This is a genomic window from Sphingomicrobium aquimarinum (genome assembly GCF_039655735.1).
GTDB classification, from domain to species: domain Bacteria; phylum Pseudomonadota; class Alphaproteobacteria; order Sphingomonadales; family Sphingomonadaceae; genus Sphingomicrobium; species Sphingomicrobium aquimarinum.
Genome location: NZ_JBBYXH010000002.1, coordinates 668276 through 681348 on the forward strand (window position 1 = coordinate 668276; position 13073 = coordinate 681348).

Below are 13073 nucleotides of genomic sequence, written 5' to 3' on the forward strand. Positions count from 1 at the left end.
ATGCTGGCATTGAACGAAGAGAATGGACTGCTTCGAATACGCGCCGGAGGTAGGCTCGAGACTGAGGACTATGACCGCTTCGTTCCCCAGTTCGAACGTATCGCCGAGCGCGAGCCGGGCACTGTCCCGATGGTGATCGAGCTTGCCCCCGATTTCTCCGGATGGGATCTCGGGGGGATTTGGCGCGACCTTAAGTTCGATGTCCGGCATAAGGACAGCTTCGGCCGGATCGCCATCCTCGGCGACAGCAAGTGGGAGGAATGGGGCACGAAAATCTTCGACCCACTCTTCCGCGCCGAGATGAAGTTCTTCGACCCGTCCGAACGCCGGGCTGCCGAAGACTGGGCGGATCAGGAAAGGAAATAGCATGAGCGGCAATCACGACATCGACCTCGGCTCGGCGGGGAAGCGCCGGACGCTATGGATCGTCCTCTGGCTGAACGTGGCGATCGCTATCGGCTTCTTTGTGGTCGGCTATTTTGCGGATTCCAACGCGTTGCTGGCTAACGGCCTCGACAATTCATCCGATGCAATCGTCTATGTACTCAGCCTCCTCGCCCTGACCCGCTCGCGTGTATGGAAGCGGGGAGCGGCCCGCTTCTCCGGCATCATGCTGCTGGTGTTTGCCGCTGGCGTGATCTTCGATGCGATCCGCCGCTTTTTGGAAGGTTCGGACCCGGGCGGTTTCATGATGCTGGCGATGGCGGCGGTCGCGGCGGTCGTGAACCTGATCTGCCTGCGCCTGCTTCAGAAGACGGAAGGGAAGGACGTCAATATGCGCGCGGCGACGACCTTCAGCTTCAACGATTTCATCGCCAATGGCGGGATCATCATCGCGGGGATCATCGTGATGCTGACAGGCGCCAACTGGCCCGATCTGGTGGTGGGCATCGCGGTGGCTTGCATCGCGTTATATGGCGGAATCCAGATCATGCGTGATGCCCATATGGACATCCATGACGAGAAAGGGACCGAGCACGAGAAAGGCGACCAGTTCCGACGATGAGTGCCCACCACCATCATGGCGGCGGGGATGGCGGCCACAGCCACGGCGAGGAGAACCTGAGCGATCGCCAGCTGATCTTCGCGGTCGCGATCAACGTCCTGCTCACGCTCGCTCAGATCGTTGGCGGGATAGTCTCGGGTTCGCTCGCTCTCATTGCCGACGCCCTTCACAACTTCAGTGACGCCGCCTCACTCGGCCTCGCGTGGTTCGCCCGTAGGATCGGCAGGCGTCCCGCCGACAGACGGATGACGTTCGGTTATGCGCAGGGCGAGGTCGTCGCTGCGCTCATCAACCTGACGACGCTGCTCATCATCGGCTTCTATCTGCTCGTGGAAGCGATAAACCGCTTCGCCGATCCGCAACCAATCGAAGGATGGACGGTGATCGCCGTTGCGGGCGTGGCATTGGTGATCGATCTGGTGACCGCTTTCATCACCCACCGCGGCGCCAACGACAGCATCAACATGAAGGCGGCGTTCCTGCACAATGTGTCGGATGCCATGGCCTCGGTCGGGGTAATCGTGGCCGGGGTTCTGATCCTGCTATACGATCTCTACGTGGCCGATCTGGTCATCACTGTCATCATCGCAGCTTATGTGATCTGGCAGGGGGGGTCGCTGATGCCGCGCACCGTCCGCCTGCTTATGGGTGCAGTGCCCGATGACGTCGAACTGCGAGATATCGCGAACGAACTCGAGGCGATCGATGGGGTCGAAAGCATCCACCATCTGCACGTGTGGAACTTGGGGGAGCACCGCCGTGCTCTCGAAGTGCACATCGTGTCATCCCACCCGTCAATCGAACGGTTCGAAGAACTGAAGCGAACGGTCCGACCGCGCCTCTCCTCTCGTTTCAACATCGAGCATGCAACGCTGGAAGCTTGCCTAGCAGCGGACTGCGACGAAGGGTTGACAGCCCAAGCCGGGCATTCTGGAAGTTTCTGAGGAAGGCGACGGGGCGCTCGAGTTTGTAGGACGGGACGTTCCGCGCAAAAACGGAAAGCTGCCGGCGAGAACTAGATTCCAGGCGTTTGGCATCGCGTAATGCCAAGCATTTCGTGTCCGCAATCTGCAGTCATGAGCCGAAGAGCGGACAGACAGCTGTCGGCCCCTTTTCAGTCAGTCAGCAATGCGCCCTCATAGCGGCCATAAAGTCAGGCGAGGACACGCCTGAAAGCTGCCGTTCCAAAGTTTCGTCTGATTGAGGAAAATAAGCCTTCAATCGCAATAGGTCGAAAAATTTTCTTCGCGATGCGTCTTGGTCGCTGAAGTGAGGCGCATGAAATCCTCGTTAAGTTCGGCTTTGCCGTATCGTGACCGTGCACGAATTAAGTTGCTCCTCCATTATGACTTTCGGATGAGCACCACCCCAGCAATCACAAGCGCGCCGCCAGCCAGAAGCCAGGATTGATCGACAAGCAATGCGCTAGCCACGATCAATGCGGCAGCTAGAGGGCCTTTCAAGGACTGCCGCTCATTGCGAAGTCCAGCGAGCTGCTCGATACTGAGCGGATCGAGCTGAACCGGCACATATCCTGACTTTGCGATCGAGTTCGCAGTGGCGAGTATGTCGGGCAAGGACGCCGACAACCCCAGCAGCTGACCGCGAAGTTTCTTCAAACCCGACCGAGCGCTGCCGAGCGAGAACCGCTCGGCGAGAAGCTCCGTCATGATCGGCCGGGTCTCTTCGGCGATGTTGTAGTCCGGTGCCAGCGATCGGACGAAGCCCTCTGCAGTCAACAAGGTACGCAGAAGAATGGCCAGATCAGGTGGCAGAACCAGTCGATAATCCCGCAACAGGTCGAAAACGCGGGAAAAAATCTGCGAGAACTCGATGCCAGATAGCACGGTTCCCCTGAACTCTCCGATCAACTGATCCAGATCCACCGCGAGCGCATCGCGATCCACCTTCGGCTCCCCCGCCCATGCGAGCAGGACATTCGCGACATCGCTGGTTTTCTCACCAGCAATCGCAAGCACGAGGCGGACGATCTCGTCGCGCCTGGCCTTGGTGAGCGTCCCGACTGATCCGAAGTCGATGAAGCCGACATCCTGCTCGCCTATCAGGAAGACGTTACCCGGATGGGGGTCGCCGTGAAATTCGCCGTTCAGGATGATCATCCGCAGGACAGCGTTGGCATAGCTTTTAGCGAAAGCCGCCACCCGCGGGTCGCCCGATGGGCTGCCCAGCGAAGACGCGGGCCTGCCGTACAGGCGTTCCTGAACGTTCACCCGCAGCCCGGTCAGTTCCCAATGGATGGCCGGGGTCCTGACGCCGATGGTATCGAGATATGCGCCGATCCGCTCGCAGGCTCGGGATTCCGCAGCGAGGTCCATCTCCCAGGCAAGATTGCGGCCGAAGGTCCGCAGAAACTCGACTGGCCGGTAACGCGCGATGTCAGGAGAGCGTGCTTCTGCGATCTCGGCAAGACGCACAAGCAGACGCACATCGGCTTCCATCCGCGCGGCGGTGCCCGGGCGTCGAACCTTCACGATGACCTTGCTACCGTCCCTTAGCTCGGCGGAATAGGTCTGTGCAATCGAGGCGGACGCCAAAGGCTTTTCGTCGAACTGCGCAAAGTCGTTCCGCCAGTCCTCACCCCAGCTTGAAGCAAGTACGGGCTCGATATCTGCGAAGCGCACTGGCGACACCTGATCGTGCAGGGTTGAGAATGCCGTGATCCAGTGTTCGGTGAACAGATCGCTTCGGGTGGCGAGGATCTGCCCCAGTTTTATGCCGACTGGCCCGATGTCACGGAGGAACGCGACAACTGCGGCCGGGCGAAATTCGCGAGGGTCGATGACATTGTTCGAAGAGGGAATAAACCCGAGGGCTCCGGCGAGATTCTTCGCTCCGTGCCTCATTAGGATTCGGCCAATCTCCGCGGCGCGAGCGATGCTGCCGATAGGCTTTTCCGGGGGCGATGCCATGATTTTATTCAGCCTCGGCACGGTGTTGGTCCAGATTTTCCGATACCCTTTCAAGAATCTGCTGCAGCGTTCGCTTCTCGTCGGCGGCAATGTCGCGCCAAAGCAGATCATGAAGCCTATCCGCGGAGCCTCTCAGTTCGGGCAGCAGATCGTCAAGCTGCTCCGTGAGGATGAGCTGCCACGCTCGCCGATCCGTCTCAGCTCGAAGCCTTTTCATCAGCCCGCGTGCGCAAAGACCTGCAACCGCCTGGCCGATGGTCGCCGATTCCAGTTCCAGTTTCTTGGCGATTTCAGCCTGCGTAAGGGCAGGATCGCGAAGAAGTTGTCCGATGATCCTCCACTGTGTCTGATTGAGACCGATCCTGGCGACCCTCGCATCGTACACTCTGCGCGCGCCGCGACTGATCTCGTCCATAAGATAGAGAATGCGGTCATTATCGGTGATGACCTTCTGCCGACGCTGAGACCGTGACATGGTATCTGGTTTTTCATCCATAGCGCTGTGTAGTCGGATAGCCTCGGATGCCCAAATGCAAACTGCTAAATGCCTTTACTATTTGACTCACGGCTCATAGGGCGCGAGACGCGTTCACCTTTTACTGAGGCTGCCGAAAGAGTCAGATGACCGATAACTCCAACCAACCGGAGCAGGAGGGCACAACCCCAACGAAACCGCAATCGCGGCGTGGCTTGCGCATCGTGCTAATCATCGTTGGTCTTGCCGTGCTGCTTGGCGGGATCTGGTGGTACTACCGGCACGTAACCTACGGACAGTACATGCAGTCGACCGATAACGCCTATGTCGCTGCCGACAGCGTCGTTATCTCTTCCAAGGTAGCGGGATACGTCGAAGAGGTCTTCGTGGGGGAGAACGAGCAGGTTGCTCGCGGCGGAGCCCTCGTACAACTGGATTTGCGGGATTATCAGGCGCAAGCGCAACAGGCGCGCGCGCAGATCGCTGCGACCCTGGCCGGTGCCGACACAATCCGTTCTCAGGTAGCCGAACAGGATGCAGCCATTCGCCAGGCGCGGGCCCAACTCGCCGCCGCGCGCGCAGCACTGGACCTCGCGAACGACCAGGTGGCGCGATATCGGCCCCTTGCCACGACAGGAGCCGAACCGCGGGAAAAGCTAGACCAGTATGAGGCGCAGGCGCGGCAGGCGCGGGCCGAACTCGCCGCTGCGCAGGCGGCGGTGGCTGCCGCGACCGCTCGCCGGGGGACCCTGTTCGAGCAGATCAGCCAGACCCAGGCGCAGGCGGACGCTGCCCGCGCTCAGCTGGAAACAGCCGACCTTACGGTTGAATCGACCTTGCTGCGCGCCAGCAAGGCCGGCCGCGTCGGCGATCTCTCGGTGAGGGTGGGCCAGTTCGTGCAACCGGGTCAACGTTTGATGACGGTGGTTCCGGTGAGCGCGATCTACGTGACCGCGAACTTCAAAGAAACGCAGGTCGGCCTCATCCGGGCCGGCCAGAGCGTCAGGCTCGAAGTTGACGCCCTGCCAGGCCTTGAGATCGCGGGACGAGTGGTCAGCATATCGCCGGGAACGGGCGCGGAATTTTCCATCCTCCCCCCCGAAAATGCCACCGGCAACTTTACCAAGATCGTTCAACGGATACCCGTCCGCATCGCTATCGATGCTCCCCCTGAAGTGCGGCGTCTGCTCGTTCCCGGCATGTCGGTAGTGGCTACGGTCGACACCCGGAATGCTGCCGGCGAATTGGAAGAGATCTCGAGTCGGACTCAATGACCGAGATACTGGCAGCGCAGGACACTTCGATCGGGCCGGCCGGGAGCCGAAAGAACGCAGACGTGACTGCCTGGGTCGCTGTGGCCGCGGGCGCGCTCGGCGCCATGCTCGCGACGCTGGACATATCAATCGTCAATTCCGCACTCCCCGTCATTCAGGGCGAGATCGGTGCCACAGGCGCCGAAGGCACCTGGATTGCTACGTCATTTCTCGTTGCTGAAATCGTCGTCATTCCGCTGAGCGCTTGGCTGGAACGGCTGTTCGGTCTGCGAACCCTCCTCATCATCGCGGTCAGCGCGTTCACCGCATTTTCGGTGCTATGCGGTGTAGCCACCGACCTTACGACCATGATCATTGGCCGAACGGGCCAGGGCTTCATGGGCGGAGTCCTCATTCCGACCGCAATGACTATTGTGGCTAAACGATTGCCGCCGCACCAACAGCCAATCGGAATGGCCCTGTTCGGCATGACTGTGGTTCTTGGCCCCGTGATGGGGCCATTGATCGGCGGCTGGCTGACCGAGAACCTGAGCTGGCACTATGCCTTTTTCGTCAATGTGCCAGTCTGCGCAATCCTGCTGCTCTTGCTGTTTATCGGGCTGCCTCACGAGAAGCCCAAGTGGGAATATCTCACGGACGCCGATTGGGCGGGCATTGTCGGGCTTATCTTGGGGCTGGGCGGACTTACGGTCGTCCTTGAGGAGGGCCACCGCGAGGAATGGTTTGAATCCTCTCTCATTCGCTTGCTAACGATGGTGACCATTATCGGCTTTGCCTGTTTGATTTACGGACAAGTGAAAGCACGCAAGCCGGTCTTGAAACTTCGGCTCCTGTTCAATCGACAGTTCGCCAGCGTCGCGATCATGGCGCTCGCCCTGGGCATGGTGATGTATGGTTCAACCTACGTTATCCCCCAGTTCCTCGCGATCATCTCTGACTATAATGCTTTTCAGACGGGACTGGTCATCTTCTGGATGGGTGTCCCGGCCTTTCTCCTGATGCCGGTTCTGCCCCTGATGATCCGCAAGGTGGACATCCGCATTGCCGTCGGCACCGGAATGCTGCTGATGGCGATCAGCTGCTTTGTCAGCACGAGTCTGACCGCCGAATCCGGCGGCGCTGTCTTCACTGAAAGTCAGCTTATCCGCGGGGCCGGAATGATACTTGCGATGATGTTCCTGAATCAGGCAACGGTTGCGTCGGTGGCCAAGGAAGACGCGGGCGATGCCTCGGGCATTTTCAACGCGGCCCGCAATCTCGGTGGCTCTTTCGCTCTTTCGGCACTGGCATCGTTCCAGGACCAGCGGATCTGGCATCATAGCCGGCGGATGGAAGAGACCCTGAATGCGAACAGCGTTTCGCTACAGGACTATCTCGACGGGCTGGCGCGAAACTTCGGCGGCATGGAGGGGGCGATGGCCGTCCTGAGCCGCACCCTCCAACGCGAGGCGTTCATAATGACCTACAATGATGTGTTCCTGGTTATGGGGATTCTGACCCTCGCGACGGTTCCGCTGGTCCTCTTCCTGAGGCCGCTTCCAAAAAATGTCTCCCTTTCGATGCACTGAGCCCTACACGATGCGCCACTTGCTACCTCCGATTATCACTATCGCCTTGCTAGCTGGATGCACGGCAGGGCCCGATTATGCAGGCCCCCCGGAAGTTGTGTCAGCAGACACGGGCACTCGCTTTGTGCGCGCTGGCAGTGATGTGAGCGCATCTGATCCGGTTGTCGCTCAATGGTGGCTGCTGCTCGGCGATCCCGAGTTGACGCGGCTGGTGGAGGCTGCGCTGTCCGGCAACCCTTCGCTCGCCGCAGCGCAGGCGCGCATTGCCCAGGCACGGGCATCCATCAGGCAAGACCGTGCGGGTCGAATGCCATCGCTTGGGGCACAGGCCACCACCGTGCAGGGCCGGCTTCCTGGTCTCGACATTCAAGGCGGGGCGCCCCCCCCGTCAGAGCAAACCAATTCCGACGCAGAAACCGATGACTCGCTCAGCTTTTTCAATGTGGGCCTTAACGCCAACTGGGAGCTGGAGTTCGCCGGTGGCTCGCGCAGGCGCATTGAAGCCAGCAATGCCCAAGCTGCTGCAACGGTGGCCAATGCAGAGGACGCAAAGGTCCAGTTGACTGCCCAAGTGGCCAGCACCTACGTCAATTTGCGGGAGGCCCAATTCCGCGCAGAACAATTTGAGGCGCAGATTTCGTTGCAGGAAGAGATCCTGGCGCTGACATACCAACGCTATCAGCGCGGTGCATTGCCGCTTTTCCCGGTAGGCACCGCGAATGCCGAACTGCAGATGCTCAAGTCACAACTTGCCGAAGCTGAAGCGGATATCGCAGTCCTGTCTGATGCACTCGCTATACTGACCGGACAGGTGCCGGGATCAGTTGATGCAGCGCTCACGACTGCGCATTCCATTCCCATGCCGCCAGAGCAGGTCGCGATCGGCGATCCGGCAAACCTGGTGGCGCGTCGGCCTGACATAAGGGCGGCCGAACGGTCTCTTGCCGCGTCGACGGCGCGGATCGGGGTGGCCGAGGCGGCGCGGTTCCCGAAATTGTCCTTCACAGGGATCCTGGGCCTCGGCGGATCCTCGTTGGACGACGTTGTCGATGTCGGCGATTTCTCCGCACTCGCGATTCCGCGCCTCCAGTGGAATTTTCTGGATTTCGGCAGGGTAGACGCTGCGATCGACCAAGCCGGGGCAGCGCGCAACGAAGCAGTCGCCAATTACCAGCAGACGGTGCTTCTGGCACTGCAAGACGCCGAACGTGCCTTGGCTCGCTTCGGCCAGCAGCGTGTTGCGCTCGCTGCCAGTATGCAAATCAAGAAGCAGGCTGACGTCGCGGCAGACCTGAACCGCCAACGTTTTGCCGCAGGAGCGATCTCGAAGGCTGACCTCAACCGGGCCCTGCGAGAACAGCAGCAGGCCTCAGGAGACCTCGTCCGGGCAAGAGGCGCCCTTACGCTGTCGTGGATTGCGCTGCAGAAGTCGCTGGGCCTTGGGTGGCAAGAGCCTGTTCGAGATCAATAGTCCCGCCGCGCTGATCAATTGATCCGGTTGACGAGAAGTAAGCGCCCCTGCCGCTGGCGACCAACTTGCCGTCGGGCTCGAGAACCCGGGTTTCCGCCACCGAAATCTGTCGCCCGATCTTCACGATCTGTCCGTGAGCAGTGAGAGGTCCTGAGGTTGCAGGACGGTGGTAATCGACATGCAGATCGGCCGTCGCTCTCGCCGCGACGCCCCCCGCAAGCAGAGTATAAAGCCCGGTGAGGTCGACCAGTGAAGCCAGGACCCCTCCATGCGCCGACCCAATCATAGGGTTCGACACGATCTCTTCGCGCCAAGGCATGGTGATCTCGATTCCCTGGTCGGAGCATGTTGCAATCTCCAGCCCAAGCCATCGGTGAAACGGCGCGATATGCAGCATTTCCTGCAAGCGCTCTCGATCGATCATAGCTCCCTCGTCCCCTGTGGCTGAGCCGTATCGGATGAGTGATGGCGCCCTAGGAAATCGACGATAGCGGCGGAGAAGGCATCGTTCGCATCGCCCACGACCATGTGCGTGGCATCGGCAATATCGGTGTATTCTGCATGGGGGGCGAGTTGTCGCAGATGCAAAACGGCCTCTTCGGAAACAAGGTCGCTAGAGCCGCCTCGGATGAGGTGAAGCGGAAGCGTGAGATTCGCCGCAGCTTGGCTCAGCATTGCCGATTGACGTTCTTGGCTGTCTGGGTCGCCTTGTCTGGCTGACATTATATTACGGATAAACACAGGGTCCCAGTGCCAATAGAAGCGCCCATCCGGCTTCTGCCGCAGATAGCTTTTCAGACCATCGCTCGCGCCCCGCCTGGGACGATGCGGCATGTAGCGAGCGATCACGTCGGCCACCTCCTCTGGTGAGGCGAAGCCGCTATCGACATGCTCTTCCATGAAACCAACCACGCGCATCACACCGCTGGGTTCCATAAGCGGGGCAATGTCGACCAATGTGAGCGAAGCAAAGCTACCTGGAGCAAGCTCCCCTTCGGCAATCAGTCCGGCGAGCCCGCCCAGTGAAGCGCCGACCAGCGCTGGCTTCTGGTCCAGGCGCGACGCTGCAGCGACCAGATCCGCCGCGAAGTCGCGCATTTCATAAGCTCCGCATGGCGACCAATCGCTGTCTCCGTGACCGCGCATGTCGAAGGCGATTGCGCGAAAGCCGGCTTGAGCCAGCTCGCTGACCACCCTTCTCCACGCGCGCCGTGTCTGCCCGCCGCCGTGCGCAAGAAGGACGGGTATGGCGTAGGCATCCCCCTCAGCCTCGGCTGTAAGAGAAATCGCGCCTGCGCCCTCAATCATAAAGGTTTCTCTCGCCATCTCTGGATGGTAAGAAAGGCGCGCTAAATAGTAAACCGATTTAGTTTGTGGCTCTCGGCTCCGTGTTGACTGTCCTGCAGGGGCGTTTCAACGACGGCAAAAGTCTATGCCAAGAGGGGTTTCTCCAGACCATTCTCTAATGCACCGGCTTGCGATTCGGTCAGCAGTCGCTGTCCGCATAATCCGCTCAAAGATATAAAAGCTGCCTTTCCGCTTCCGGCTCATTTTCCGCCAGTCCGACCCTCGCACCTGAATATCAGGCAAGCTGTTCGAATATCGACCAATCCCAATGCCCGTCATTGACAATGATGGCGCGAGCCTATTGGGCTTGGTCACCAGATAATCGCGAGTGAGAACCCAATGCCCAACAAGATTCTCGAAATCACCCTTGAGGTCCTCAAAGAGGATGCCGAGGGGATCCTGAGCGATTGGATCGAGCAGGCCGACGAGGATGGGGCCAAGCGAATTGATCTCTTTTCTGAAAAGGAAGAGCGCGACCAGGCCGCTAGCCTCCTCCGGTCGTTTCGGCTTGGCGTGCGCGATGCTTCGAAAGAAGGCGAGTTCGACTTAGAAGACGAAAGCTGGGCCGACCTGCGTGGTATCCTCTCGGAAATCACCCATGAGCGCGTCGAGCGCGGCGTGCGTCCTGGCGAAATGGCAGCGCTTGTCCTAGCGCTGAAGACGCCGTTGTTCGAGCGGCTTTCCGAAAAGCTGGATGACGACCCGCAAAAGCTGGTTGAGGAAATCCTCTTGGTTTCGAAGGCCATCGACGCCTTTGCTATCTACACCAACGAGGTCTTCATCCAGGAACGCGAGCAGGTCATCGAGCGTCAACGCGACGAGATGATGGAACTTTCGACGCCGGTGGTCGAACTTTGGGACAAGGTGCTCACGCTGCCGCTCATCGGCACACTCGACAGCCTGCGCGCGCAGGAAGTCATGGAGAATCTTCTGCAGGCGATCGTCGAGCGACAGGCAGAAGTGGTGATCCTCGATATTACCGGTGTGAAGACGGTGGATACACAGGTCGCGCAGCACCTCCTGCGCACCGCTGCTGCCGTCCGGTTGATGGGCGCGCGCTGCATCATCAGCGGGATCAGCCCCAAGATCGCGCAGACAATGGTCGAACTGGGCGTTGACGTCGGAGAAGTGCGGACGCGCTCCTCGCTGCGGAGCGCCTTGATGGACGCGCTCACGGCGGTGGGCGTCGCCATTAGACCGATCGACGGCAACGAACCTTCGAAAAAATGAACGCGGCCGCTATCTACGCCGTCGAGGGGGTGCTGCTAGTGTCGATCACGAGCGACATCACCGACAGCGACATCATCGATCTTCAGGACGCGCTCTCGCGCCGGATCGCCTCGACGCAGTGCCGCGGGGTCGTGGTCGACATTTCCGCGCTCGAAATCGTCGATACGTTCGTCGGACGCGTCCTCGCGCAATTGACGTCGATCGCACGGTTGCTCGATGCGCAGACCTATGTGGTCGGAATGCGCCCGGCAGTTGCGATGACCCTGGTGGAACTCGGCATGTATCTGCCCGAAAATCAAACCGCGCTCACCCTGTCCCATGCGCTCGAGAAGATGCGTCAGTCGGGATTGGTCGATGGACTTCGCAAAGGCTCGTAAGGTCGCGACCGTCGAACTCGCAAGCGATCGGGACGTCGTTCGCGCGCGCTCGAAAGTCGCCGAAGCGATGAAGTCGAACGGGAGCAGCGACCTCATGCAGACGCGTTTCGTCACTGCCGTCAGCGAGGTGGTGCGTAACGCGCTGACCCATGCCAACGGTGGCACGCTCGACGTGTTCGTCTTCCCCGACGCGTGTCACATCGGCGTTATCTGCCGAGATATCGGAAATGGCATAGCAGACCTCGAAGAAGCGATGGTCGATGGCTTCACAACACGGCGCGGCAGCATGGGCCGCGGTCTTGGCGGCGCCAAACGACTGGCCAAGACATTCGAGATCGAGAGCATCGCCGGGGAAGGAACGACGGTGCGCATGGTCGGTTCGTGCAAGCTGAGATGATCGGCTGGCTGAAAATACAGGAACCCAGTGCCGTCGCCGAAGCGCGGCGTCGGGCGCGGCGGACCGCCAACGCGATCGGGCTGAACTCGATCAAGGTCGAGCATGCCGCCATCGTCGCGACCGAGATCGCCCAGAATGTGCTGCGCCACGGCGGCGGTGGACAGTTGCTGGTCGAGGTGTTCGGCGCACCCTCGCTGGAGCGCCTGCATATCGTCGGCTACGATGAGGGGCCCGGCATCGAACGGATCGACCGGATGATGCGCGATGGAGAAACGACCAAAGGTTCTCCCGGGACCGGTCTCGGCGCGATGAAACGGCTTGCCGACCGGATCGACATCTTCAGCCAGCCGGGCGAGACCGTTGTGGCGGCGGAGTTCCGGCGGCAGGCGGTGCGCGCGAGCGATCCGTGCGACCATGCCGGACTCAAGCTCGCCTACCCTGGCGAGCGTCGATGCGGCGATGTGGTGGCCGCCCGGTCCGCTGGCGAAGAATGCTTCTACTTTCTGGCCGACGGACTCGGTCACGGGGCGAAAGCCGCGATCGCAGCCCTGGCGGCCCGCAAGGCCTTTTTCGAGGCGACCGGGAAGGACCCTGCGGATATCCTTACACAGATTTCCGACGCGATCGCCGGAACACGGGGTGCGGTCGGGGCCGTCGTCGCCATGAACCGATCGAACAACACTCTACGCTACGCCGGGATCGGGAATGTCAGCTCGATCCTCGTGCAAGGCAAGACCATCCGCCGGCTTGCGGTCCGCGACGGGCTGCTCGGCGGGCGTCGCTCGAGCCCACACGAGGAAACCGTGGACATCGGCGACAACACCGTCCTTCTCATGCATTCGGACGGCCTCACCACGCTGCGCACCCTCGATGAATTGACAAGCCTGATGCAGCGCAGCGCGCCCGTCATTGCCGCAAGCCTGCTCGCCCGCTTCGTACGTGGCCGGGACGATGCGAGCATTCTCGTTGCTCGGGCGTCACACGCGAGGACATTGTGA

Annotated in this window: 14 protein-coding genes; 10 read left to right on the forward strand and 4 right to left on the reverse strand. The window is 60.5% G+C overall.

The window, feature by feature from the left end:
• From WJS89_RS09425 to WJS89_RS09435, 3 genes are read left to right on the forward strand one after another with little or no spacing between them, the layout of a single operon-like run.
• The gene (locus tag WJS89_RS09425) at positions 1-366 is read left to right on the forward strand and encodes a SpoIIAA family protein (RefSeq protein ID WP_346340684.1); all 366 of its coding nucleotides are present in this window, start codon (positions 1-3) and stop codon (positions 364-366) included.
• Between the two features lies 1 nt (position 367).
• Positions 368-1006, forward strand: coding sequence for a cation diffusion facilitator family transporter (locus WJS89_RS09430; RefSeq protein ID WP_346340685.1), 639 nt, complete (start codon positions 368-370; stop codon positions 1004-1006).
• Positions 1003-1950, forward strand: coding sequence for a cation diffusion facilitator family transporter (locus WJS89_RS09435; protein WP_346340686.1), 948 nt, complete (start codon positions 1003-1005; stop codon positions 1948-1950). Before WJS89_RS09430 ends, WJS89_RS09435 begins: the two co-directional genes overlap by 4 nt.
• Before the next feature lie 399 nt (positions 1951-2349).
• On the opposite strand, the gene WJS89_RS09440 is transcribed toward WJS89_RS09435, so the two are convergent.
• Positions 2350-3990, reverse strand: coding sequence for an ABC1 kinase family protein (locus tag WJS89_RS09440; RefSeq protein ID WP_346340687.1), 1641 nt, complete (start codon positions 3988-3990; stop codon positions 2350-2352).
• On the reverse strand, positions 3941-4432 hold the full coding sequence (locus tag WJS89_RS09445; protein WP_054523095.1) for a MarR family winged helix-turn-helix transcriptional regulator: 492 nt from the start codon (positions 4430-4432) through the stop codon (positions 3941-3943). The genes WJS89_RS09440 and WJS89_RS09445 overlap by 50 nt, the downstream gene beginning before the upstream one ends.
• A gap of 125 nt (positions 4433-4557) precedes the next feature.
• Between WJS89_RS09445 and WJS89_RS09450 the strand changes: the two genes are divergently transcribed.
• The 3 genes from WJS89_RS09450 to WJS89_RS09460 are packed head-to-tail and all read left to right on the forward strand — an operon-like array spanning position 4558 to position 8724.
• Positions 4558-5685 carry an HlyD family secretion protein gene (locus WJS89_RS09450; protein WP_346340688.1) on the forward strand — a complete coding sequence of 376 codons (1128 nt, stop codon included), beginning with the start codon at positions 4558-4560 and terminating at the stop codon, positions 5683-5685.
• Complete coding sequence (locus tag WJS89_RS09455; protein ID WP_160734468.1) at positions 5682-7253, forward strand: MDR family MFS transporter; 1572 nt, start codon at positions 5682-5684, stop codon at positions 7251-7253. Before WJS89_RS09450 ends, WJS89_RS09455 begins: the two co-directional genes overlap by 4 nt.
• 10 nt (positions 7254-7263) lie before the next feature.
• Positions 7264-8724, forward strand: coding sequence for an efflux transporter outer membrane subunit (locus tag WJS89_RS09460; protein ID WP_346340689.1), 1461 nt, complete (start codon positions 7264-7266; stop codon positions 8722-8724).
• Here the strand turns inward: WJS89_RS09460 and WJS89_RS09465 are convergent.
• Both WJS89_RS09465 and WJS89_RS09470 read right to left on the reverse strand, forming a co-directional pair.
• Positions 8654-9148, reverse strand: coding sequence for a hotdog fold thioesterase (locus WJS89_RS09465; RefSeq protein ID WP_346340690.1), 495 nt, complete (start codon positions 9146-9148; stop codon positions 8654-8656). The genes WJS89_RS09460 and WJS89_RS09465 overlap by 71 nt on opposite strands.
• Positions 9145-10050 carry an alpha/beta fold hydrolase gene (locus WJS89_RS09470; RefSeq protein WP_346340691.1) on the reverse strand — a complete coding sequence of 302 codons (906 nt, stop codon included), beginning with the start codon at positions 10048-10050 and terminating at the stop codon, positions 9145-9147. The genes WJS89_RS09465 and WJS89_RS09470 overlap by 4 nt, the downstream gene beginning before the upstream one ends.
• A 360-nt stretch (positions 10051-10410) precedes the next feature.
• Between WJS89_RS09470 and WJS89_RS09475 the strand changes: the two genes are divergently transcribed.
• From WJS89_RS09475 to WJS89_RS09490, 4 genes are read left to right on the forward strand one after another with little or no spacing between them, the layout of a single operon-like run.
• Positions 10411-11301, forward strand: coding sequence for an STAS domain-containing protein (locus WJS89_RS09475; RefSeq protein WP_346340692.1), 891 nt, complete (start codon positions 10411-10413; stop codon positions 11299-11301).
• Positions 11298-11678, forward strand: coding sequence for an STAS domain-containing protein (locus tag WJS89_RS09480; protein ID WP_346340096.1), 381 nt, complete (start codon positions 11298-11300; stop codon positions 11676-11678). The genes WJS89_RS09475 and WJS89_RS09480 overlap by 4 nt, the downstream gene beginning before the upstream one ends.
• Positions 11656-12075 (forward strand): ATP-binding protein, encoded by a 420-nt coding sequence (locus tag WJS89_RS09485; protein ID WP_346340693.1) that lies wholly within the window; start codon positions 11656-11658, stop codon positions 12073-12075. The genes WJS89_RS09480 and WJS89_RS09485 overlap by 23 nt, the downstream gene beginning before the upstream one ends.
• The gene (locus WJS89_RS09490; protein ID WP_346340694.1) at positions 12060-13073 is read left to right on the forward strand and encodes a SpoIIE family protein phosphatase; all 1014 of its coding nucleotides are present in this window, start codon (positions 12060-12062) and stop codon (positions 13071-13073) included. The genes WJS89_RS09485 and WJS89_RS09490 overlap by 16 nt, the downstream gene beginning before the upstream one ends.

Coding starts and splice junctions, on each gene's coding strand:
- WJS89_RS09425 (WP_346340684.1), top strand. CDS start 1: ATGCTGGCATTGAACGAAGAGAATGGACTGCTTCGAATACGCGCCGGA.
- WJS89_RS09430 (WP_346340685.1), top strand. CDS start 368: ATGAGCGGCAATCACGACATCGACCTCGGCTCGGCGGGGAAGCGCCGG.
- WJS89_RS09435 (WP_346340686.1), top strand. CDS start 1,003: ATGAGTGCCCACCACCATCATGGCGGCGGGGATGGCGGCCACAGCCAC.
- WJS89_RS09445 (WP_054523095.1), bottom strand. CDS start 4,432: ATGGATGAAAAACCAGATACCATGTCACGGTCTCAGCGTCGGCAGAAG.
- WJS89_RS09450 (WP_346340688.1), top strand. CDS start 4,558: ATGACCGATAACTCCAACCAACCGGAGCAGGAGGGCACAACCCCAACG.
- WJS89_RS09455 (WP_160734468.1), top strand. CDS start 5,682: ATGACCGAGATACTGGCAGCGCAGGACACTTCGATCGGGCCGGCCGGG.
- WJS89_RS09460 (WP_346340689.1), top strand. CDS start 7,264: ATGCGCCACTTGCTACCTCCGATTATCACTATCGCCTTGCTAGCTGGA.
- WJS89_RS09465 (WP_346340690.1), bottom strand. CDS start 9,148: ATGATCGATCGAGAGCGCTTGCAGGAAATGCTGCATATCGCGCCGTTT.
- WJS89_RS09470 (WP_346340691.1), bottom strand. CDS start 10,050: ATGGCGAGAGAAACCTTTATGATTGAGGGCGCAGGCGCGATTTCTCTT.
- WJS89_RS09475 (WP_346340692.1), top strand. CDS start 10,411: ATGCCCAACAAGATTCTCGAAATCACCCTTGAGGTCCTCAAAGAGGAT.
- WJS89_RS09480 (WP_346340096.1), top strand. CDS start 11,298: ATGAACGCGGCCGCTATCTACGCCGTCGAGGGGGTGCTGCTAGTGTCG.
- WJS89_RS09485 (WP_346340693.1), top strand. CDS start 11,656: ATGGACTTCGCAAAGGCTCGTAAGGTCGCGACCGTCGAACTCGCAAGC.